This is a genomic window from Dokdonella sp. (genome assembly GCF_035511235.1).
In the GTDB taxonomy this organism is placed as follows: Bacteria; Pseudomonadota; Gammaproteobacteria; order Xanthomonadales; family Rhodanobacteraceae; genus Dokdonella.
Genome location: NZ_DATKFQ010000005.1, coordinates 84,987 through 105,963, shown reverse-complemented (window position 1 = coordinate 105,963; position 20,977 = coordinate 84,987). Strand labels below are relative to the sequence as shown.

Below are 20,977 nucleotides of genomic sequence, written 5' to 3'. Positions count from 1 at the left end.
GCGTGCGTGACGGATACATCGGGTTCGTCGGGGAGCAAAGCCATGAAGGACGTCATTCGTGCCGCGGCACCACGCGCAAACCAGCGGTTCGCGCACTGGATCTGGTCGGTCTTGCTGCTGTGCGCGGGCATCGTGCTGGCGGCCCCGGCCTCGGCGCAGGACTCGGTCTACTGTCCCACGCTGAACGCCACGGTCGCCAACGGCGACTCGGTGCCGATCGACGTCAGCAACTGCGACGGCCCGCTCAACATCGGCGTCGGCGATCCGGGCATTCCACCGACGCACGGCACCTATACCGTGGGTCCGCAGACCGGGCCGCTCGGTACGCAGTTCGTCACCTATTCGCACAACGGCAATTCGGCGACATCCGACAGCTTCTATCTGGAGGACGAGGACGGCGGTCGCATCAACATCAACATCACGATCGGGCCGCCGACGGCCACGATCGTCGTCGCGCCGGCGACGCTGCCGGCGATGCGCGCCGGCACGCCGTTCTCGCAGACGCTGACCTCCAGCGGCGGCGTCGCCCCGTACACCTACGCGCTGTCGGCCGGATCGCTGCCGCCCGGCATCACGCTGACGCCGGCCGGCGTGCTGTCCGGCACGCCGACCCAGCGCGGACCGTATGCGTTCTCGGTGCGCTCGCAGGACTCGATCGGCGACTTCGTGATCAAGGGCTACACCGGCGTGGTCGAAAACCCCATGCTGACGCTGGTGCCGCCCACGGCCACCGCGATCCAGGGCGTGTCGTTCTCGCTGACGCTGGCCGCCAGCGGCGGTCTGGCGCCGCATGTGTTCCAGATCGAATCGGGCGTGCTGCCGACCGGCATCACGCTGTCGTCGGCCGGCCTGCTCAGCGGCCTCACCAACGCGGCGCCCGGCAACTATCCGGTCACGCTGCGCGTCACCGACGCGAGCAGCGGACCGGGCACCTACTTCGAGCTCGAGCCGTTCACGCTGACGGTCAGCCCGCCGCCGGCGGTCAGCATCGCGGTCGCGCCGGCCAGCGTGCCGGAGGACAGCGGCACGGCCCTGGTCTACACGGTCACGCGCACGCTCAACCTGTCCTCGCCGACGGCCGTCAACATCACCGTCGGCGGCACCGCGACCCCCGGCATCGACTACACCGGCGCGACTGCGGTCGCGACGATTCCGGCCGGTCAGACCACAACGACGATCAGCATCGTGCCGGTCGCCGACACCACGGTCGAGGCCGACGAGACCGTGGTCCTGAGCGTGGCGGCCGGCGCCGGCTACAGCGTCGGCGGTCCGGCCAGCGCGACCGGCACGATCGCCAACGACGACCGGCCGACCGCGACGATCGCGGTGGCACCGTCCTCGCTGCCGGAGGACGGCGGCGGAGCCTTCGTCTACACGGTCACGCTCGACCAGGCCGCACCGAGCGCGGTGTCGGTCAGCTACACGCTCGGCGGCACCGCGACGGCCGGCACGGACTTCACGAGTCCGGCCTCGCCGCTGGTGATTCCGGCCAATACGACCAGCGCGACGATCACCGTCACGCCGACCGCCGACGCGGCGATCGAGCCCGACGAGACCGTCATCGTGACGCTGACCGCCAGCGCGGCCTACACGGTCGGATCGCCGGGCGCCGCCACCGCGACCATCGTCAACGACGACTCGCCGTCGCTGTCGATCAACGACGTCTCGCAGGCCGAAGGCAATGCCGGCACGACCAGCTTCACGTTCACGGTCAGCCTGAGCCAGCCGGCCGGACCAGGCGGCGTCACGTTCGACGTCGCGACCGCCGACGGCACCGCGACCGCCGGCAGCGACTACGTGGCCCGCTCGCTGACCGCGCAGACGATTCCGGCCGGATCGAGCACCTACTCGTTCACGGTGCAGGTCAACGGCGATACCCTGAACGAGGCCGACGAGACGTTCTTCGTCAACGTCACCAACATCAGCGGTGCCGTCGCGGGCGACACCCAGGGTCAGGGCACGATCGTCAACGACGATCCGCTGCCGACCCTCGGCATCGGCAACGTGAACGTCTCCGAAGGCGACAGCGGCACCACGCCGGCTCTGTTCACCGTGTCGCTGAGCGCCGTCAGCGGCCAGACGGTCACCGTCAGCTACGCGACCGCCAACGGCACCGCCGCCGCGCCGGCCGACTACCAGCCGGCCAGCGGCACGCTGACGTTCCCGCCCGGCGTGACGACGCAGGCGGTCACCGTGCAGGTGGTCGGCGACATCGTGCCGGAGGCCGACGAGACGTTCTCGGTCGCGCTGTCGGCGCCGACCAATGCGACGCTCGGCAGCGCGACCGGTACCGGCACGATCCTCGACGACGACGAGCCGGTCACGATCGCGCCGGCGACGCTGCCGAACGCCGCGGTCGCCGCCGCCTACAGCCAGACGCTGACCGCCAGCGGCGGCAACGGCGGGCCGTATACGTTCGCGGTGACGGCCGGCGCACTGCCGGCCGGGCTCACGCTGGCGAGCGGCGGCACGCTGTCCGGCACGCCGACCGCCTCGGGCACGTTCGCGTTCACGGTCACCGCCACCGACGGCAGTCCGTCGCCGGGACCGTTCACCGGCGTGCAGGCCTATACGCTGATCGTCGCGGCGCCGACCGTCGTGCTGCCGGCGACGACGCTGGCGCAGGCCGTGCTCGACTCGCCGTACACGGCCGCGCTCAATCCGGCCTCCGGCGGCACCGCCCCGTACACCTATGCGCTGACCGCCGGCACGCTGCCGGGCGGCATCACGCTGACGGCCGACGGCACGCTGAGCGGCACGCCGACCGCGATCGGCACGTTCGACTTCAGCGTCACCGCGACCGACAGCACGACCGGCGACGGTCCCTACAGCTCGGCCCCGCGCGGCTACAGCCTGGTCGTCGTCGACGCGGTACCGGTTGCCAACCCGGTCAGCGCCAGCGTGGCCTACGACGCGCCGGCCACGCCGATCACGCTGGACATCAGCGGCGGCACGCCCGACGCCGTCGCGATCGGCACCGCGCCGACGCACGGCACGGCGATCGCCAGCGGCCTGGCGATCACCTACCAGCCCGTCTCGGGCTATGCCGGCCCCGACACGTTCACGTACACCGCGAGCAACGGCACCGGCACGTCCGCGCCGGCCACGGTGACGATCACGGTCGGCGAGCCGACGATCACGATCACGCCGGATGGCGCGCTGACCGCGCCGGTCGGTGCGCCGTACACGCTGAGCTTCACGTTCGCCGGCGGTGCGGCGCCGTACGGCAGCTATGCGGTCACCGGACTGCCGGCCGGCCTGTCGGTCGATGCCAGTACCGCGACCACGGTGACGGTCTCGGGTACGCCGACTGCCGCCGGCACGTTCTCGGTCGAGGTCACCGGTACCGACAGCAGCACCGGCACCGGTCCGTTCACGCACAGCGAGACCTTCGCGGTGACGATCGGTGCCGCCACGCTGACGATGACGCCGCCGGCCGGCGACCTGACCCTGGTCTACAACGCGCCGTACAGCCAGAGCTTCGAGGCCAGCGGCGGCACCGCGCCGTATACCTATGCGGTGACCGCCGGCACGCTGCCGGCCGGCATCTCGCTGTCGAGCGCCGGTCTGATGAGCGGCACGCCGACCGTGCCCGGCGATTACCCGGTCACGATCACCGCGACCGATGCCAGCACCGGCAGCGGCGCGCCGTTCTCGGTCGCGCAGGCCTACACGCTGCGCGTCGGCGCCGCGACGATCACGATCGCGCCGGCGACGCTGCCAGACCCGGCCGTCGGCGCCGCGTATGCCCAGCAGCTGACCGCCAGCGGCGGTGCCGCGCCGTATACGTTCGCGGTATCGGCCGGCACGCTGCCGACCGGACTGTCGATGAGCCCGGCCGGCGAGATCAGCGGCTCGCCGACCGCATCGGGCAGCTTCGCGTTCACGGTCACCGCCAGCGACGACAACGGCCAGAGCGGCAGTCAGGCCTACACGCTCACCGTGGCGCCGCCGCCGCTGACCCTGCTGCCGGCGACGCTGCCGAACGGCCTGGCCGGCACGGCCTATTCGCAGCAGTTCACGGCCAGCGGCGGCATCGCGCCGTACACGTATGCGCTGAGCAGCGGCACGCTGCCGGCCGGCCTGTCGCTGAGCGCCGCCGGCCTGCTGTCCGGCACGCCGACCGCCGACGGCAGCTACGACTTCAGCGTGGAGGCGACCGACAGCACCAGCGGCACGGCCGGTACCGTCACGGTGGCCTATACGCTGACGATCGGCGCGCCGACGATCACGATCGCGCCGGCGACGCTCCCCGACGGCGTCGTCGGCGAGGCCTATACGGCGACGCTGACCGCGAGCGGCGGCACCGCGCCGTACACCTATGCCGTCAGCGCCGGCGCGCTGCCGGCCGGCGTCACGCTCGGCAGCGGCGGCACGCTCGCCGGTACGCCGACGGAAGGCGGCAGCTTCACGTTCACGGTCACCGCGACCGATGCCAACGACTTCACCGGCACGCAGGCCTATACGCTGCAGATCGGCTCGCCGACGATCGAGATCGCGCCGGCGGTACTGCCGGCCGGCACCGTCGGCACGGCCTACAGCCAGGCCTTGACCGCGAGCGGCGGCACCGCGCCGTACGCCTATGCGGTCAGCGCCGGCGCGCTGCCGGGCGGACTCGCGCTGGCCGGCGACGGCACGCTGTCCGGCACGCCGACGGCCTCGGGCAGCTTCGCCTTCACGGTCACCGCGACCGATGCGAACGCGCAGACCGGCGAACGCGCCTACACGCTCGAGATCGTCGACGCACTGAGCCTGCCGGCCACCGATCTGCCCGATGCGAGCGCCGGCGTCGCCTATGCGGCGGCGCTGGAGCCGGCGGTCGGCGGCACGCCGCCGTACACCTACGCGCTGACCGGCGGTGCGCTGCCGGCCGGCCTCACGCTCGGCAGCGACGGCACGATCGCCGGCACGCCGAGCGAAGTCGGTGAGTTCGCTTTCACGGTGACCGTCACCGACAGCGTCAGCGGCACCGCGACGCGCGACTACACGCTGAGCGTCGGCCTGCAGGCGCAGACGATCGTATTCCCGCCGCAGGCGGTGACGCAGCGTCCGTTCGTGCAGGGCGGCACGTTCACGGTCGATCCGCTCGCGACCGGCGGTGCCTCCGGCAATCCGGTCACCTACACGGCCGGTCCGCCGAGCGTGTGCACGATCTCCGGCATCACGGTGACGATGGTCGGACCCGGCGTCTGCGTGATCACCGCCAGCCAGGCCGGCGGCGGCCTCTACGCGCCGGCCGCGCCGGTGTCGCAGCCGGTCACCCTGGTCGGCGAGCCGGTCGCGGTGCCGACGCTGTCGCAGGCCGCACTGGCGCTGCTGGTGCTGCTGCTGGCCGGCTTCGGCGTCGGGTGCCAGCGGCCGATCGGCCGCCGCCGCTGACGATCCACGGCCGGCGCAGCGATGCGCCGGCCGTCGTCACCGGACCTCAGCCGTCCGGATCGAGCAGATACGCCGTCACGTCCTCTGCAAACTCCATCGTGCGGCCTTCGAGCAGCACACGCTGAGGACCCTCGTCCGGGTCTGAGCCGGGCAGGGGAGTTGCGCGCGGCAGGCCATGCGCGACCAGTGCATGCGCGCAGCCGAGCCAGTCGCCTTCGCCGTGCGGCCGGTTGCACGAGGCCCACGACAGCGTGCCGAGCACGTCACTGCCGTAGCCGTGCGTCTCGTGCCAGTGCGCGCCGTGGTCGAGCAGGAAGCCGGCGAGCTCGGCGTTGCCGCGGAACACCGTCCAGTTCAGCGCCGAGCCCGAGAACGGCGCGCCGCCGCCGCGCGTGGCGACCGGCCAGCCGAGCGTCACCATCAGCTGTACCGCGACCGCGCAGCCGGTCATCGCGAGCTCGGGCAGGCGCGTCAGCCGCTCCGGGCCGAGCCGTGCGATCAGGTCCGGAGCGCGCGCCAGGCGCGCCCGCGCGTCGCTCTCATCGCCACGCGCGCAGGCGGCGACGAACGCGTCCTCCTCGCCGAGCGGTTCGGCTGCGCCGGCGGCGGCGATGCGCCCGGCCGCGTCGGTCAGGCCGAGCGACTGCGCGTAGACGTAGGCGCCGTGGCCGTCGGGCGCGCGCACGTGCGCGTCGGCACCGGCGTCGATGAGTGCCTGCACGATGTCGGCCGATGCCCGTGCGCGCAGCGCGTCGATCAGCGGCGCATGGCCCTGACCGGTGATCTCGTTCGGATCGGCGCCGTGCGCGAGCAGGACCTGCACCGAGGCGAGGTTGTCCTGATCGATCGCGTGGCCCAGGGCATTGGTGCCGGCCGGACGCGCGCCGCGTTCGAGCAGCAGCCGGACGCAGGCGGGACTGGCGACCGCGTGGTACAGCGATTCGCCGTCGTTCGGATCGGCACCGGCATCGAGCAGCAGCGTCACCAGTTCGAGGTCGTGCTGCGCGGCGGCGCCGTAGAGCGCGCTGAGGCGGTCCTTGCCGGGCGCATCGAGCGAATGCGGCGGCCAGCGGTTGCCGATCGACGCGTTCGGGTCGGCGCCGGCCTCCAGCAGCAGGCCGGCACAGCGGCGCAGCCGCGCGGAGAAAGCCGGCACGCGCAGCAGCGAGGCATGCGTGACCGCGACCAGCGGCGGCAGCGCGAGCGGGCCGCCGGGCCGGTCGACCCAGGCCGGATCGGCCTCGATCGCCGCGCGCACGGCGGCCTCGTCGCCGATCGCGCAGGCCAGGTAGGGATCGTCGGCCGTCAGATCCGGTCGCGCCGCCAGGCGACCTCGTCGAGCAGCGCGCGCCAGCTGCTGCAGCCGTATTCGCGTGCGATGCACGACTGCGCATCGTGCAGACGCGGCGGTGCGATCGCCGCATGTGCGGGCAGGTTCGCACGCAGCCGCGACAGCGCGGCCGCATCGCCGGCGCGGCAGGCGCGCAGCAGATCCTTGGCCTGCTTGCGCAGGTGGTCCAGGTCCGGGCGTTCGGGGAGCGTGTTCACGGGACAACCTCCATGCATCGAGCGCCGAAGGTCCGCATCGCCGGCTGCATAAAGGTCTGGGGATCGAGGCGTATCGGCAAGTGGGTTCGACCCTGCCCGCGGACCCGGGTGCGGCTTGCTCCGCGCCGGCATTGTAGGCCAGCGCCGCGCGGGCGTGGCGCGCGCGATCCGCGGACCGCCGCGTCGGACGTGGCGCGGCCCGATCGACGCCAGGCCGCACTGCGTCGTCGAGGCGCGGCCGCCTTGCGCGCCGCATCCGGCGCCGGCCGGCGTCTGTCCGATCGGGGTAGGGGGCGCGGTCCGCCGCGCGTTCTGTTCGGTCGGGCGCGCACGGTGCGCGATCCGGCCATCGCAGAGGAGGAGGCCCGTGATCACCCGACATCTGGCACGCAGAGTGGCCGACGGCGTACTCGGCGTTCTGGCCGCATCCGGCCATCCGCCGGCGGTGCGCGATGCCCGCGGCGGCGTGCCTCCGGTGTCGAGCGCGGTCAAGATCGTCGAGACGATGACCCTGGCCGACGGCAGCGCCAGGAATCGCACCTTCTTCGTCGCCGCTTCGGCGCTGTCGTTCACGCCGCTGGCGCAGGCCGCCTTCCTGACCGGCGGCAGCGGCATCCAGGTACCTGCGATGCCCGATCCGCCGCTCGACGACGTCGATCCGGCCGTCGACTCGATCACCTACCACCAGCGCGACGCCGGTTTCGAGCGGACCACGGTCTATCGCCGCAATCGGCTCGATTCGGCGAACCGCTGGTCGGCGTGGCAACTGCTGTCCGATCGGCTGGAGTGGCGACCGCCGGCCGGTGGTCCGGTGGCGTAGCGCGAGCTGATCGCGGCAGGCCGCGGGCGATCGGCATCAGGCCAACGAGGCGCGCACCGGCAGCGCCGCGGCGGCCGATGCCCTCGGGCACGCTGCCGGGCGCGACGCGCCGGCGCTGCGTGGCGCCAGAACGCGTGCGCGGCCGAGAAGGCGGACCGTTTCCCGGCACCGGGAAATCAGAGAATGCTGCGTGCCGCGCTGCGGATCGCGCGCTTCGCGCGCCGGACCGCATCTCGATCGACGCCGGCCCGATCGCCACCGCGGCGACCCTCCGCAAGGGTGCTCCGCCCGCTGCCGACGCTTCCACGCAGGCTTCCGGCCGGTACGGCGCAACGATGCCCGCCGGCGCGGCGCCGCGGCCTCACATCTGCCGGAACCGATGCAGATGGCTGCGGCTGACCGGCAGCACGTCGGGACGGCCCTTCAGATGCAGACGCGCGGTATCGTTGTCGCCGCGCGTGACGTGGCTGACCGCGCGCAGGTTGACGACCACGGCCCGGTGCACCTGCGCGAACTGCTGCGGATCGAGCTGTGCGAGCAGCTCCTTCAGCGGCACGCTGATCAGCGCTTCGTCGGGCCGGCCCGACTCGCCGCGCCAGGCCACGCGCGTGTACTTGGTGTCGGCGCGCAGATAGTCGACGTCGTCGACGGCGATCAGGCGCACGGTCGCGCCGCTCTGCGCACGGATCCAGCGCAGCGGCGCGGCGGCCGGCGCGGCCGCGCGCTGCAGCTCGGCGGCCAGCCGCTGCAACAGCGCCTCGGTGTCGCGCACCGGCTCGGCGGCGCCGAGGCGTTCGCGCAGCCGCGCGACGGTATCGGCCAGCCGCTCCGGCTCGACCGGCTTGACCAGGTAGTCGAGCACGCCGTGGCGGAATGCCTCCACGGCATAGTGGTCGTACGCGGTCACGAAGACCACATGGGCGCGCCGGCCGATCCGCTGCGCGGCCTCGATGCCGGACAGGCCCGGCATGTGCACGTCGAGAAAGCAGACCGCCGGGCGCAGCGCCTCGAACCGCGCGATCGCCTCGCGGCCGTTGCGCGCTTCGGCGACGATCCGCAGCGCCGGCCAGGCGGCGGCGAGCTGGCGTGCCAGCGCCTCGCGCAGCAGCGGCTCGTCGTCGGCGATCAGGGCGGTCGGCCCGGTCACGGCGATACCTCGCGGGCGGGAAAGTCGAGCATCGCCGCCACGCCGCGCGGCGTCTGCGCGCGCAGCGTCAGTTGGACGTCGCCGTCGAACGCGAGTGCCAGCCGCTCGCGCAGCGTCGACAGGCCGGTGCCGAGGCTGCCGCCGGTCTCGCCCAGGCCCGCGCCGGTGTCGGCGACGCGGATCCGGCAGCGCGCACCGTCGCGATGCACGGTCACCTCGATGCGGCCGCCGTCCTCGCTCGGATCGATGCCGTGGCGCACCGCGTTCTCGACCAGGGTCAGCACGGTCAGCGGCGGGCAGTGCAGGCCGCGTGCCGCAGGATCGGCGTGCAGCGCGAACGCCAGCCGGTCCGGAAAGCGCATCTGCATGAGATCCAGATACGCGCGCACCAGGTCGAGCTCGTGCCGCACCGTCGCCGCCGGTTCGTCGAGGCGCGGCACCGCCGCGCGCAGATAGGCGATGAGGCTGCGCAGCAGCGCCGCCGCGCGCGGCGAGCCCGCATCGACCAGGGCCTGTACGTTGGCGAGCGTGTTGAACAGGAAATGCGGCGTGGTCTGCGCCTGCAGCAGGTGCAGGCGCGCGCCGATCGCCTGGCGTTCGAGCTCGCTGCGCTCGAGCGCGAACGCCAGCGCCTGATGACGCGCCAGGGCATCCTTCTGGCGCACCAGCGCGCCGAGCGCGGTCCACGGCGCGACCAGCAACCCGGTGACCGTCAGCGAGGCGAAGCCCGACAGTCGCGAACCTTCCTCCCAGAACGGCGGCGCGCCTTCGGCGGTGCTCGCGATGTAGACGGTGATCGTCGCGACCGGTACCGCCACCGCGACCGCCAGCACCTGCAGCACCCAGCGCGCCAGCCAGCGCGGCAGCCGCCGCGGCCACTGCTCGAACAGGCCGAACACCAGCATCAGCCACAGGCCGATGCCGGCCGTGCGCATCAGCAGGCCGAGCCGTCCCGACTCCCAGGTCAGCGTGAACAGCAGGCCGATCGCGATCGCCAGGATCAGCGTGAAGCGCACGCGCCGCGGCGCGAACAGCGCAGCCGGACCTTGGGGCTTTCGCGGAGGCGGGACGGCGGACATGGGGCAAGGATAGTCAAGTCCGCCGCGTGCGGCAGATGCGTCGACCGCCGGCGGCGCTCGTCTCGGCCCAGCCTGACGGCGGCACGCACCGGCGTCCGCCGTCGGCCGACGGACGCCGGTCCGGCCGGTACGAAGCGCCGGCAGGGACGACCGGCGACATTCGGTGCCCGCGGCGCCGACTCGCGGGGCCTCGTCGCGGTCGGTCAGAACCTGATCCTGACCGACGCTGCGCTGCGCTCGGCTTCGCCGTGGTAGACCACCTCGATGTTGTTGCCGTCCGGGTCCAGCGCGAACGCGGCGTAATAGCCCGGATGGTACGGACGCTCGCCGGGCGCGCCGTTGTCGGTGCCGCCGTGGGCCAGCGCGGCGCGGTGGAACGCCTCGACGGTGGCCCGGTCGGCGGCCTGGAACGCCAGATGATGGCGACCGGTCAGCGCTCCTTGCGCGGCTGCGCTGTCGGCGCTGGAGACGAACAGTTCGTCGGCCCAGAAGTAGTCCTCGCTCTCGCCGCCGAGCGGTACGCCGAGCACGTCGAACATCGCCGCGTAGAAGCGGCGCGATGCGGCGAGGTCGCGTACGACCAGCTGGATGTGGTCGATCAGGCGGCCGCGGTGCAGTTCCTGGGTTTGCATCGGTCGGGTCTCGGCAAGCGTGTGGAACACGATGCTACCGCGCGGCGGGGGCGGCGATGAGCGGCAGGCGCGGGCGCCGGGCCCGGACGGCGCACGGCCGCGGCAGGCGCCAGCGCTGCGGCGATCTCGCGCCGACGGGCGAACCTGCCGCACGCCGCGTGCCGCAGCGACGCGCGTGCGCAGACGCTGCACGCGCATCGCGCCACGGCCGCTGGCCGGCCGGCGACGCCGAGCCGTCCTCAGGGCTCGAAGCCGTTCCCGAAGATCGTGTCGGCCGCGGCGGCGTCGTGGATGCCGACTTCCTCGAGCTGGACCCACAGGCTGGTGTTGCCGGCGGTGATCTGCCAGGACGCCTTCTCGAACGACGCCGGTCCGAAGCGCCGGTCGATGCGGTTGAGGTCGTCCGAATCGAACAGGTCGCCGCCCGGATTGAACAGCTCGAACTCGAAGCTCTGCCCGGAGGCCGTCGGCGTGGCGAACAGGTGGATGCCGTCGGAGCGCGGGTAGTCGTTGGTGAGCATCACCGAGGGGCCTTCGGCCGACGCGACCAGGGTCTCGACGGCGCTGCCGGCGCGGAGCTCGAATGTGTCGAGGCGGATCGGGTAGACGGTCGCCCGGCCGGGCGCGATCTCGGTGCCCTGGTGCGACAGCACGAACGACAGCGTCACCGGCGTACCGGCCGCGATGCCCGCGAAGGGGCCGCTCGCCAGGTCGTTGTGGCCGATGGTGCCGCGTGCCTCGACGATCGCGTCGCCGGGCGGGTCGTCGCGCAGGTCGATCAGGAACGCGGCCATGATGCCGTCGGCGTCGAGGCCCCATCCGCCGATCGTGCGGCCGTCCGCCGAGACGGCGGTGGCGGCGGCGAGCGTCCAGTTCTCCGGCAGGACGACGCCGCGGGCCGTGACGTAGTCGGCCAGCGGCTGAAGCCCGGTGTCCGGCGTCCAGATGCTGGCCGTGCGGACCGGCCAGACGCCGCTGGCGCCGACGATCACGTTGCCGTCGTCGCTGACCGCGAACGCGAACGACTCCGGCGGCAGGAAGCCCTCGAGGACCGGCCCCGCAAACGGACTGGCGAGGTCGGTCCGCGGCGATCTGGCGACCGGGGCGGACGCTGCGGCGGCATGGGCCATCGCATTGGGCAGGACGCCGATCGGCTGCGCGCCCGCTGCCGCGGTCCAGCGCCAGGCCTCGCTGCCGTTCTCGGTGTAGTAGCCGCCGCCGACGACGACGGCGCCGTCGCGGGTGGCCGCCAGCGCCTCGCCGATCGGGCCGCCGAGCACATCGGTGAGGTCGGTCGGTACGCCGTCCCGCCAGATCACGCCCGAGCGGAAACCGTCCGTCAGGTCGTTCCAGCCGTACACCAGGCGGCCGTCGCGGCTGATGCCGTTGGCGCGCGAGGCCGTGCCCGGACGATTGACCGGCAGGCGCGACATGCCGTCCGCGGCGGTCCACGAGAACGCCAGGGCCCTGCCGTCCGCATCGTAGGCCAGCCCCACGGCGGTGCCGTCATCGGAGACGCCGAAAGCCGAGCTCAGATAGCCGTCCACGTTCGAGCCGCCCGGGTAGGGCCCGATGACGACCGGGCCGACGACGGATGCGTTGCTGTAGGCGATCGCGGCGACCTGGTAGCCGTCCGCATCCAGGGACGCCCCGGCCATCGGCTGCGCCCAGGCGCTCATGCCCATCGCGTCGAGGAAGCCCGGGACCGGCTGCACGCCGGTCTCCGGCGTCCAGCGCCAGGCTTGCGCGCCGTTCAGGCCGGTGGCGTACACGCCGGTGGCGATACGGCCGTTGTGGGACAGGCCGGCGACGCCGCTGTTCTCGAGCAGGACGCGGAAGGTGCCGGCCTGGACCGGCACCGCGATGAGGGCGGCGAGCGCCGCGACGAGGGGGACGCGCATGCGGATATTCCATAGCGGAAACAAGGAAGTGCACACGCTGCACGGAATCGCGGCGGAACGCCATTCGCGCGTCTTTCGCGCCGGTTTCGCGTTCGTTGAATGCCCGGGCTCAGATGCCGCCGGCCGGAAAGACCGCCAGCTCGGCGGAGATGTCGCGATCGCCGGCGATCGCGCGCGCGGCCGTCATCGCGTGCTCCCAGGCCGCACGCTGCCCGAGCGCGGCGTGCAGCCGGACCTGCAGCAGGGCGCAGCCGAGATCGCGGTCCGCCCAGCGTGCGACCCGGCCGACCACGGCCGTCGCCTGCTCGAGCCGGCCCTCGCCGATCAGCGCCGTGCCGTACGACACGACGACCTCGGCGACGTCGGCCGGTACGTCGCCGGCCGCGGCGAGCGCCAGCGCGCGCTCGTATTCGGCCGAGCCGTCTCGCCGTTCCGCAGCCAGCTGTTCGGCCCTCGCCAGGCTCGCGTAGAGCGCCGCGGCCGGCTGCGGGCGCGGCCGCGCCCAGGCCTCCAGCGCGGCGGTCTCCCGGGCCGCGTCCGCGCTGCGCCCGAGCGCACGCAGGGCGCGTGCGGCGGCGAGCGAAGCGGCCGACCGGCCGCGCGGATCTTCCAGCGCATCGAGCGCGGGAATCGCCGCCAGCGCCAGTGCGGCGGCGTCCTCGGCGCGGCCGGCAGCGAGCGCGATCCGCGCCAGCTCGCTGCGGGCGGCTGCCTGCACGACGGTCCCGTCGGAGGGCGCATCGCCGTCCGCGATGCCCTGCAACAGGGCCACCGCTTCGCGCCGGCGGCCGTTCGCGTCGAGCGCGTTGGCGCGATGGAAGGCCAGCGCATGCCGCATCTGCGGATTGCTCGGGCGCTCGCGGAACGACCAGGCACGCTCGCTGGCGGCCAGCGCGGCAGCCGGCTCGAGCAGGGCCAGGTGGGCGGCGATCTCGATGCCGGACGTCATCGCCAGCTCGTTCGTCGTCCCGAACGCCTCGAAGCGCCGGGCTGCGCGTTCGAGCGAGGTCACGGCTCTGGCAGGGCGGTCGCGCGCTGCGTCGAGCATGCCCTCGTTGGCCTCGAGGCGCGCGAGCGCCAGCCCGTCGCCGGCCAGGTCGAAGGCGACGTGGGCGCGTGAGAAGTCGGCCTGCGCCGCGTCGTAGCGCCTCTGCAGCTGCGCCACGCTGCCCCGTCCCATGTAGGCCTGCCCGAGATCGGCAGGCTCGGTTTCCCGTTCGAGCAGCCCGGCCGCCTCCGCATACGCATCGGCGGCCTCGTCGAGCCGGCCCTGCCGCAGCGTGACGTGGCCGATGCCGTTGAGGATGCGTGCGCGCAGCAGCGGGCTGCCTTCGGCGCTGGCCTGCGGCAGCAGCGCGTGCAGGCGTTCGCCGGCAGCGTCGAATCGTCCGGCGCGAAAGTCGATCCGGGCCAGGCGCAGCCCGTATTCGCCCGATTGCCGCAGCGCCTCGGGCGCCGTCTGCAGCAGGCGCCGCGCACCGTCCAGGTCGCCGGTCAGCAGCGCCGCCTCGGCGCGCTGCAGCAGTCGCGCGTCCGACCACGCCTGCGCATCGCCGCTGTCGGCCGGCGGCGTCTTGCCGAGCCGCACCAGCATGCGATCCGCCGCCGCGCGTCCGGCCAGGAGGACGTCCGCGTTCCGCTCGTCGACTTCGACCGGCGGCCCCGCGCCCTGCCAGCGCAGGCGGACGATCCAGCCGCTGTCGCTCCAGGTCGCGCTCGGCGTGACCAGCAGCGTCGCGCCGGAGGCGGCGCGCAGGTCCGGCGGCCGGCGGCCGTCGGGCGCCGCGCGCATCAGCGCCACGATGTTGTCGCTGGGCACGACCGGCTGGCCGCTGGCGCGCAGGCGCGAGGCGATCGCGTCCATCAGGCCCAGGCGCACCCAGGACCATTCGGCCGGTGCGCTGACATCGACCGGCAGCACCGCCGCGCTGCCGGCGGGGACCGGGTCGACGCGCGGCATGCCGCGCAGCGCCAGCCAGAGACCGCCGGCCGCGGCGGCGATCGCCAGCGCCGCCAGCCAGGCCAGGCGGCGCGGCCGGGCGGTGTCGCGCTTCGGCCGCTCGCGGGCAGTGGCCGGTGGCGGCTCGGTGCCGGCATCGACGGTCAATTCGGCGACCCAGGCGTAGCCGAAGCGCGGGATCGTGCGAATCGCCTGCTGCGCGCCGGCGCTGTCGCCGACCGCGCGGCGTGCCTTGAGCAGGGTCTGGCCGAGCAGGGTGTCGCTGATCTCGGTCTTGCCCCAGACCGCGGCGACCAGCTCGTCGCGGCCGACCGCGCGCTCGCGCCGCTCGATCAGATAGGCCAGGCAGTCGAAGACCTTCGGCGGCAGCACCACCAGCTCGCCGGCACGACGCAGCTCGCGCGCGGCAAGGTCGATCCGGCAATCGCCAAAGCGGTAGGCAGTGCGTGACACCGGCGGCGGATCCTGCGGGAAGAGCGCATTGTCGGCGGCTTCGGCGCCGAAATCGACCCTGCCTCGGCAGCGATCACCCGCCCGCCTGCCGACCTTCGCGGCACTAGCGCTGGCCGGCGCCGTGGCGCCGATCCAGGCGCGCACGACGCTTCCGCCGGACCGGCAGCCGGCATGGCCGGCCGAAGCGGCCGTGGTGGCGCAGCCGACGCCGGCGGCGATCCGGCACCTGCTCGGTTCGGTGCCGGTCTATGCGCTGGAGATCAATCTCGGCTTTGCCCGCCGGCACTCGTCGTTCGACGTCTCCTCGCCGTCGAACGCGGCCGCGATCGGACCGCAGCCCGCCGACGCGCTGCTGTGGACCGCGACCTTCGTCGGCGACGATTTCAGCAGGCGGTACCTGCTTGGCGACGCGAACGTGCTGCGGACCATCGGCACCGTCGATGCGACGGTCGCCGACGTCGGCCCGGCCGCAGCGCAGGTCGAGGGCGAATACCGGGTCGGCATGAAGCGGGATCCGACCACCGAAACCGTGTTCGCGGTCGCCTGCAACCACGTCGTCGGCATCGGCTGCCACACGATCGACCCGGCCACGGCAGCCGTCGCCATGGTCGCGCCGCCGGCATCGTCGCCGGCTTTCCGGCCACCGTGCTCGACTACGCCTACGACCGCAGCGGCAACGCGATCACGATTCCCTAGGCGGCGCATCCGGCGACGAACCTGGGCCGGCAGGTCTCCGCCGTCCGTCAGGCGCCGAGTCCGATGCGCGCTTGCGTGCCGTCGGCATCGTGGACGATCGCGAGCGCGATGCCGTGGCGGTCGCACAGGCGCTGCACGATCGCCAGGCCGAGACCGAAGCCGGCGCTGCCTTCGCGCTTCGTGAACGGCTGGTGCAGCGCGGCGCGCAGCGCGTCATCGATCGCGTGGCCGCGGTTGGCGATGCGCAGCGTGCCGTCGGCAAGATCGATGCGCACGCTGCCGCGCTCGGTGTGGGCGAAGGCATTGCCGATCAGGTTGGACAGCACGATGTGCAGCACGGCTGCCGGCTGCGGCGTGGCCGCGGCCGGCGCGACGTCCAGATCCACCCGGATCGGCCGGTCGCCGATCAGCGGCGCCTGCTCGACGATCACGCGCTCGATCAGCGGCAGCAGGCGCGTGGGACCGGCGGCGGCCAGCGGCTGCTCGCGCGCGAGCGCCAGCAGCGTCGTCACGGTCTGCTCGAGCTGGGCGGCCGACAGGCGGATGTGGTCCAGGTGCCGGCGCTGCGCGGCGTCCAGATCGGCCTCGGCGGCCAGGCGCTCGCCGGCGCTGCGGATCACCGCCAGCGGCGTGCGCAGCTCGTGGCTGGCGTCGCGCGTGAACTCCTGCTCGCGCGCGACGAAGGTGCGCACGCGTCCGATCAGCGCCTCGAGTCCGCGCGTCAGCGTGCCGATCTCGTCGTCGCCGCGCGTGGCCGGCAGGCGCTCGGGCAGCTCGCCCGGCTGCAGTCCGGCGACGACGTCGGCGAGTTCGGCCAGCGGCCGGCTGCTGCGGTGCGCGATCCAGGCGCCGAGCAGCAACGCCAGCGCGAGCACGATTGCGCCGGACCACGCCAGCAGCGCGAAGATGTGCCGCCGCATCGGCCGTACCACCAGCCGGTCGCCGACCTCGGCGACCAGCCAGGCCGGCCGGCCGTCGTTGCCGTTCAGTGCCAGCAGGTGGTAGTGGCGGCCGTCGCGTCCCGGAAACTCGCTGCGCCCGGGTTCGGCCAGGAATGGCACGCGCAGATCGGACGGAAGGCCAGCGCTGTCGGTATGGAGCGTCAGATGCGCGGCGCGCGGGGCCGGCCAGCGGCCGCTCGCGGCCTGCGCCTGGCGCAGATACGCCGCCTCGTCGTGCAGCTGCGCGACGAAGAACCGGTCCTCGACCATGTAGACGAATGCGATCGCGTAGAACGCGAACAGGCCGGCGACGCCGAGCGTCAGCGCCGCGAACGCGGCCAGCAGCCGGCGCTGCAGGCGGCGGCGCGGCTTCATGCCGCCGCATCCAGGCGGAAGCCGACGCCCTGCACGGTGACCAGCATCGGCCGTTCGAACGGACGGTCGAGCGCGCGGCGCAGCAGATACAGATGCGAGCGCAGCGGATCGGACGGCGGCGTCTCATCGCCCCAGAGGCGCTCGACGAGCTCCGAGCGCGTCAGCGTGCGCGGCCAGGCCTCGGCCAGCGCGAGCAGGATGCGGTACGGCATCGCGGTCAGCGCGAGGCGCCGGCCGGCGCGCGTGACCTCGCCGCTGCGCCGGTCGATCACCAGCGAGCCGATCACCAGCCGGTGCGCCTGGCCGAGCCGATGGCGCTGCGACAGCGCCAGGCAGCGCGCGAGCAGTTCCTCGCCGGCGAACGGCTTGACGAGGTAGTCGTCGGCACCGGCCTGGAAGCCGCGCAGCTTGTCCTCGATCGCGTGGCGCGCGGTCAGCATCAGCACCGGCACATGACGGTCGGCACGCGCTCGCAGCGCCTCGCAGACGCGCACGCCGTCGAGGCCCGGCAGGCCGAGGTCGAGCACCAGCACGTCCGGCGGATCGGCCAGCGCCAGCGCGAGGCCGCTGCGGCCGTCCGCCGCGAAGTCGGCGCGATGGCCGTGGAACGCCAGCAGCGAGGCGAGGCTGTCGCGCAGCGCCGGATTGTCCTCGACGACCAGGATGCGCAGCGGTTCGGACACGGTTCAACCGTCGATGCGGGCCAGCAGCTGCCTAGCTTCGTTCATCTGCGGATGCGCCGCCAGCACGCGGCCCAGGCGCTCGCGTGCCGATGCGGTGTGGCCGAGCCGTGCTTCGCCATCGGCGATCGCCACCTGCAGGCGCGGCTCGGCGAAGTGCGGCTCGGCCAGCCGCATCACGGCGACCGCATCGGCGACGGCCGCGTCGTCGGAAGCCGCCTGCAGGTGGTAGTAGCCGAGCATGCCGATCAGTGCGGCGTGATGGCCGTCGATGTCGGCGGCGAGCGCGTCCGCGGCGGCAATGGCCTCGCCGCGCAGCACCTGCTGCACGCGCTCGAGGCTGCGCTCGTCGCGCGAGGGCGTGCGCGCGACCGGCACGCGTCCGGTCGCGCGGACCAGGGCCTCGGCGGCGCCGAGCGTGGAGTAGGGGTTCTGGCCGGTGATGAGGCGGCCGTCGACGACCACGTGCGGCAGCATCGGCCGCGCCTCGCTCCAGCGCGCCTCCTGGCCGCGCAGCGCGTCCTCGAGCAGGAACGGATACTGGCGGCTCCAGCGCTTGCCGAACAGCGCTTCTTCCTCGTTGGTGAAGCCGGTCATCGCGCGCCCGGCGGCGAGCGCCCGGCCGGCCGCGTCGCGCACCGCGGTCAGCGCGGCCGGACCGTGACAGACCGCCGCGACGATGCCGCCCTGCGCGGCGATCCGGCCGATCAGCCGGGCCAGCGCCGGATCGCGCGGCAGATCGAACATCGCGCCCTTGCCGCCGACCACGAAGACGCCGGCGTAGTCCTCGGCCTGCAAGGCATCGATCGGCCGCGTGTCGGCGAGCTGGGCGGTCTTCGCCGCGTCGGCGAGCAGGCGCGCGTTGAACGGATCGGCCGGATCGTAGCGGTCGGCCTCGACGGCACCGCCGCGTGGGCTGGCGACTTCGACGGTCAGACCGTTGTCGGCGAACACCGACCAAGCCTGGGCCAGCTCGTCCATCTCGTAGCCGGGGCGCGCCTTGCCGGCGTCGCGGCCTTCGCCGCTGAGCACGATCAGGACGGTGTCGCCGGCCTGCGCGGCAGAGGACGGCAGGATACAGGCGAAGGCTAGGGCGGCGGTCAGCAGCGTTTTCATCGCGGTCTCGGCGGGGGAGGGGCCGCCAGCATCGCCGCCGGCCGTGAAGCCGGAATCAAACGCGCCGGCCGCGCCCGGCGCAGCCCTCAGTAGTCGACCGCGAGCTTGACCCAGACCATGCGGCCCGGCTCGCGGATCCGCACCGGATCGGCCGGATAGCCGAAGCCGGCGTCGCCGGCCAGGTTCAGATGCTCGGCGTAGCTGCGGTCGAACAGATTGTCGATGCCGCCGCTCAGCCTCAGCGACGGCGCGAACCGGTAGCCGGCATTGAGCGCGAGCGTGCCGAAGCCGGCGCTGGGCCCGAGATCGCGGCCGACGACGTTGCCCTCGTCGACGGCGACGCGGTTCTGCCGCGCGACCACGCGCCACAGCGCGCCGACCGACCAGGCCTCGCGGACGTAGCCGATGTCGAGGCGGCCTTCGAGCGGCGGCATCTGCGCCAGCGGGCGGTGCTCGTCGCGATTCTCGCCCCAGGCGTAGGCGGCGCTGGCCTCGATGCGCCAGCCCGGCGCGACGCGCCAGCGCAGACCGGCCTCGCCGCCGCGCGTGCGCGCATCGACGTTCAGCGCCTGCGAGCGCTGGCCCATCATGCCGCCGTCGCCGTAGCGGAGCAGGATGTAGTCCTCGATCCGCGCCGCGTACAGCGAGACCCAGGCATCGACGCTGCGGCCGCGCAGCTCGCCACCGACGTCGAGCTGGGTGGTCGTCTCCGGTTTCACGCCGGCGAACGCGTTGACCGCCGCGGCCGGACCGGCGTCGGGCGAGATCAGCTCCCAGTAGTCGCCGAGGCGCTCGCTGCGGCCGATGCCGGCGTACAGCGTGGCCGGCGCGGCGGCCAGATCGCGCTCGTAGCGGACGAAGCCGGCGCCGAGCGTCTCGCGGCGGGTCTGGTCCGCGGTCGGATTGGGCATCGGCATCATGCCGCCGGTGCTCGCGCGCAGATCCTTGGCACGGGCACGGTCGGCGCGCGCGCCGGTGATCAGGCGGCTGTCGGCGGCGATGCGCCAGGTGCCTTCGGCGAATGCGCCGAGGTTCTCGAAGCGCGCGTCGGGCACCCAGCGCGCCGGGCCGCCCATGCCCATCATGTCGATCGCCTCGCGGTTGCGATGGCGGCTGGTCTGCTGGTCGAGGCCGGTCACCCACTCCCAGGCGCCGAGCTGCCAGGTCGCGGCGGCGCGGCCGCCGCCGGTGCGGCGGTCCAGGCGCGCCTCCATCGGCATCGGCATCGGTCCCATCGGGTCGGGATCGCGCAGGCGGAAGTTGTCCATGACGTGATCGGCGCGGTTGTAGTAGACGCTGGCCTCGACGCGCGCGAGCGGACCGGAGAAGCCGCCGCGCTCGAAGCGCAGGTCGGCGCTGTCGCGCTTGAACTGCGTGCCGTCCATGCCGCGGCCGCCGTAGCGCGCCTCGCCGTCGCCGCGGCCGAAGGTCGCGGCCAGGCGCGTATCGGCATCGGGCGTCCAGCCGGCCTCGACGTCGGCGTTCCACTTCTTCCAGCGCGACGGCACCGTGCGGCCGTCGCCGTCCTCGTAGTCGTCCTGCTCGGAGCGGTTGGCGACCGCGCGCACGTAGCCGGCCGGCGCGCCGAGCGTGGCGTCGGCGACCTGGTCGTTGCGGTGCCAGCTGCCGCCGAGCGCGCTGGCGGACAGGCGCGCGCCCGGCGTCTCGAACGCCGGCGTGCGGCGCTCGAAGCGGACCGTGCCGGCCGAGGCGCCCGGTCCCCAGCGCACGCTCTGCGGTCCCTTGATCACGTGGAGCAGGTCGTAGGTCTCCGGCGCCACGTACGAGAGCGGATTGTCCATGCGCGCCGGGCAGGCGCCGGCCATCGCGCCGTCGCCGGTCAGGATGTTGATGCGCGAGCCGAACATGCCGCGCAGCACCGGATCGCCGTTGGTGCCGCCGTTGCGCACCGCGCCGAAGCCGGGCACGGTCTTGAGGTAGTCGGCGCCGTCGCTGGCCGGCACCGGCTGGCGCGGCAGTTTCGGATCGGTCGTGAAGCTCAGCGCCGAGGCCGGCGCGAGCGCGGTCACGATCACCGGCGCGAGCATGTCGTCTTCGGTCGGGGCATCCGGCGAGGCGGACCGGCCGGCATCGGCCGCGTGGGCGGGCGACAGGCAGGCCAGCAGGGCGGCGGCGAGCGCCGTGGAGAGAGGGCGGTGCGGCATGGCGAAGAATCGGAGGACAGCGGCGAAAGCCGGCGGAACCTCCGATTGCAGCAGACCGCCTCGCAGCGGGGATGTGACCGGCGGT

14 protein-coding genes are annotated in these 20,977 nt (G+C 73.6%); 2 read left to right on the top strand and 12 right to left on the bottom strand.

Annotated features, from left to right (window positions below; genetic code table 11):
• Positions 1–42 precede the first annotated feature (42 nt).
• Positions 43–5,379, top strand: coding sequence for an IPTL-CTERM sorting domain-containing protein (locus VMR06_RS02470; protein ID WP_325372637.1), 5,337 nt, complete (start codon positions 43–45; stop codon positions 5,377–5,379).
• 46 nt (positions 5,380–5,425) lie between these two features.
• On the opposite strand, the gene VMR06_RS02465 is transcribed toward VMR06_RS02470, so the two are convergent.
• Entirely contained in the window at positions 5,426–6,637 is a 1,212-nt protein-coding gene (locus VMR06_RS02465; protein ID WP_325372635.1) for an ankyrin repeat domain-containing protein, read from the bottom strand.
• A 47-nt stretch (positions 6,638–6,684) separates the two neighbouring features.
• Positions 6,685–6,927: a hypothetical protein gene (locus VMR06_RS02460; RefSeq protein WP_325372633.1), complete on the bottom strand. Its 243-nt coding sequence runs from the start codon at positions 6,925–6,927 to the stop codon at positions 6,685–6,687.
• A 367-nt stretch (positions 6,928–7,294) separates the two neighbouring features.
• Here VMR06_RS02460 and VMR06_RS02455 point away from each other — a divergent pair, with 367 nt between their 5' ends.
• Entirely contained in the window at positions 7,295–7,747 is a 453-nt protein-coding gene (locus VMR06_RS02455; RefSeq protein WP_325372631.1) for a hypothetical protein, read from the top strand.
• 361 nt (positions 7,748–8,108) lie between these two features.
• On the opposite strand, the gene VMR06_RS02450 is transcribed toward VMR06_RS02455, so the two are convergent.
• From VMR06_RS02450 to VMR06_RS02405, 10 genes are all read right to left on the bottom strand, one after another.
• Positions 8,109–8,894, bottom strand: a complete 786-nt coding sequence (locus tag VMR06_RS02450; protein ID WP_325372629.1) for a LytTR family DNA-binding domain-containing protein — start codon at positions 8,892–8,894, stop codon at positions 8,109–8,111.
• Positions 8,891–9,973 carry a sensor histidine kinase gene (locus VMR06_RS02445; RefSeq protein ID WP_325372627.1) on the bottom strand — a complete coding sequence of 361 codons (1,083 nt, stop codon included), beginning with the start codon at positions 9,971–9,973 and terminating at the stop codon, positions 8,891–8,893. Before VMR06_RS02445 ends, VMR06_RS02450 begins: the two co-directional genes overlap by 4 nt.
• A 203-nt stretch (positions 9,974–10,176) precedes the next feature.
• Complete coding sequence (locus VMR06_RS02440; protein WP_325372625.1) at positions 10,177–10,605, bottom strand: VOC family protein; 429 nt, start codon at positions 10,603–10,605, stop codon at positions 10,177–10,179.
• 239 nt (positions 10,606–10,844) lie between these two features.
• Complete coding sequence (locus VMR06_RS02435; RefSeq protein ID WP_325372623.1) at positions 10,845–12,506, bottom strand: hypothetical protein; 1,662 nt, start codon at positions 12,504–12,506, stop codon at positions 10,845–10,847.
• Between the two features lie 109 nt (positions 12,507–12,615).
• A complete protein-coding gene (locus VMR06_RS02430) occupies positions 12,616–14,919 on the bottom strand; it encodes a winged helix-turn-helix domain-containing protein (protein WP_325372621.1) in 2,304 nt (767 codons plus the stop codon).
• A gap of 103 nt (positions 14,920–15,022) precedes the next feature.
• Positions 15,023–15,493, bottom strand: coding sequence for a hypothetical protein (locus VMR06_RS02425; protein WP_325372619.1), 471 nt, complete (start codon positions 15,491–15,493; stop codon positions 15,023–15,025).
• Positions 15,494–15,662: 169 nt separating this feature from the next.
• The gene (locus VMR06_RS02420) at positions 15,663–16,931 is read right to left on the bottom strand and encodes a HAMP domain-containing sensor histidine kinase (RefSeq protein WP_325372617.1); all 1,269 of its coding nucleotides are present in this window, start codon (positions 16,929–16,931) and stop codon (positions 15,663–15,665) included.
• Positions 16,928–17,614 carry a response regulator transcription factor gene (locus tag VMR06_RS02415; protein WP_325372615.1) on the bottom strand — a complete coding sequence of 229 codons (687 nt, stop codon included), beginning with the start codon at positions 17,612–17,614 and terminating at the stop codon, positions 16,928–16,930. Before VMR06_RS02415 ends, VMR06_RS02420 begins: the two co-directional genes overlap by 4 nt.
• Before the next feature lie 3 nt (positions 17,615–17,617).
• Positions 17,618–18,727, bottom strand: coding sequence for a type 1 glutamine amidotransferase domain-containing protein (locus VMR06_RS02410; RefSeq protein WP_325372613.1), 1,110 nt, complete (start codon positions 18,725–18,727; stop codon positions 17,618–17,620).
• Positions 18,728–18,813: 86 nt separating this feature from the next.
• The gene (locus tag VMR06_RS02405) at positions 18,814–20,892 is read right to left on the bottom strand and encodes a TonB-dependent copper receptor (protein ID WP_325372611.1); all 2,079 of its coding nucleotides are present in this window, start codon (positions 20,890–20,892) and stop codon (positions 18,814–18,816) included.
• Between the last annotated feature and the right edge of the window lie 85 nt (positions 20,893–20,977).

Bases quoted from the DNA above. Each gene is read 5' to 3' on its own strand.
- VMR06_RS02470 (WP_325372637.1), top strand. From the start codon at position 43: ATGAAGGACGTCATTCGTGCCGCGGCACCACGCGCAAACCAGCGGTTC.
- VMR06_RS02445 (WP_325372627.1), bottom strand. From the start codon at position 9,973: ATGTCCGCCGTCCCGCCTCCGCGAAAGCCCCAAGGTCCGGCTGCGCTG.
- VMR06_RS02440 (WP_325372625.1), bottom strand. From the start codon at position 10,605: ATGCAAACCCAGGAACTGCACCGCGGCCGCCTGATCGACCACATCCAG.
- VMR06_RS02435 (WP_325372623.1), bottom strand. From the start codon at position 12,506: ATGCGCGTCCCCCTCGTCGCGGCGCTCGCCGCCCTCATCGCGGTGCCG.
- VMR06_RS02420 (WP_325372617.1), bottom strand. From the start codon at position 16,931: ATGAAGCCGCGCCGCCGCCTGCAGCGCCGGCTGCTGGCCGCGTTCGCG.
- VMR06_RS02410 (WP_325372613.1), bottom strand. From the start codon at position 18,727: ATGAAAACGCTGCTGACCGCCGCCCTAGCCTTCGCCTGTATCCTGCCG.
- VMR06_RS02405 (WP_325372611.1), bottom strand. From the start codon at position 20,892: ATGCCGCACCGCCCTCTCTCCACGGCGCTCGCCGCCGCCCTGCTGGCC.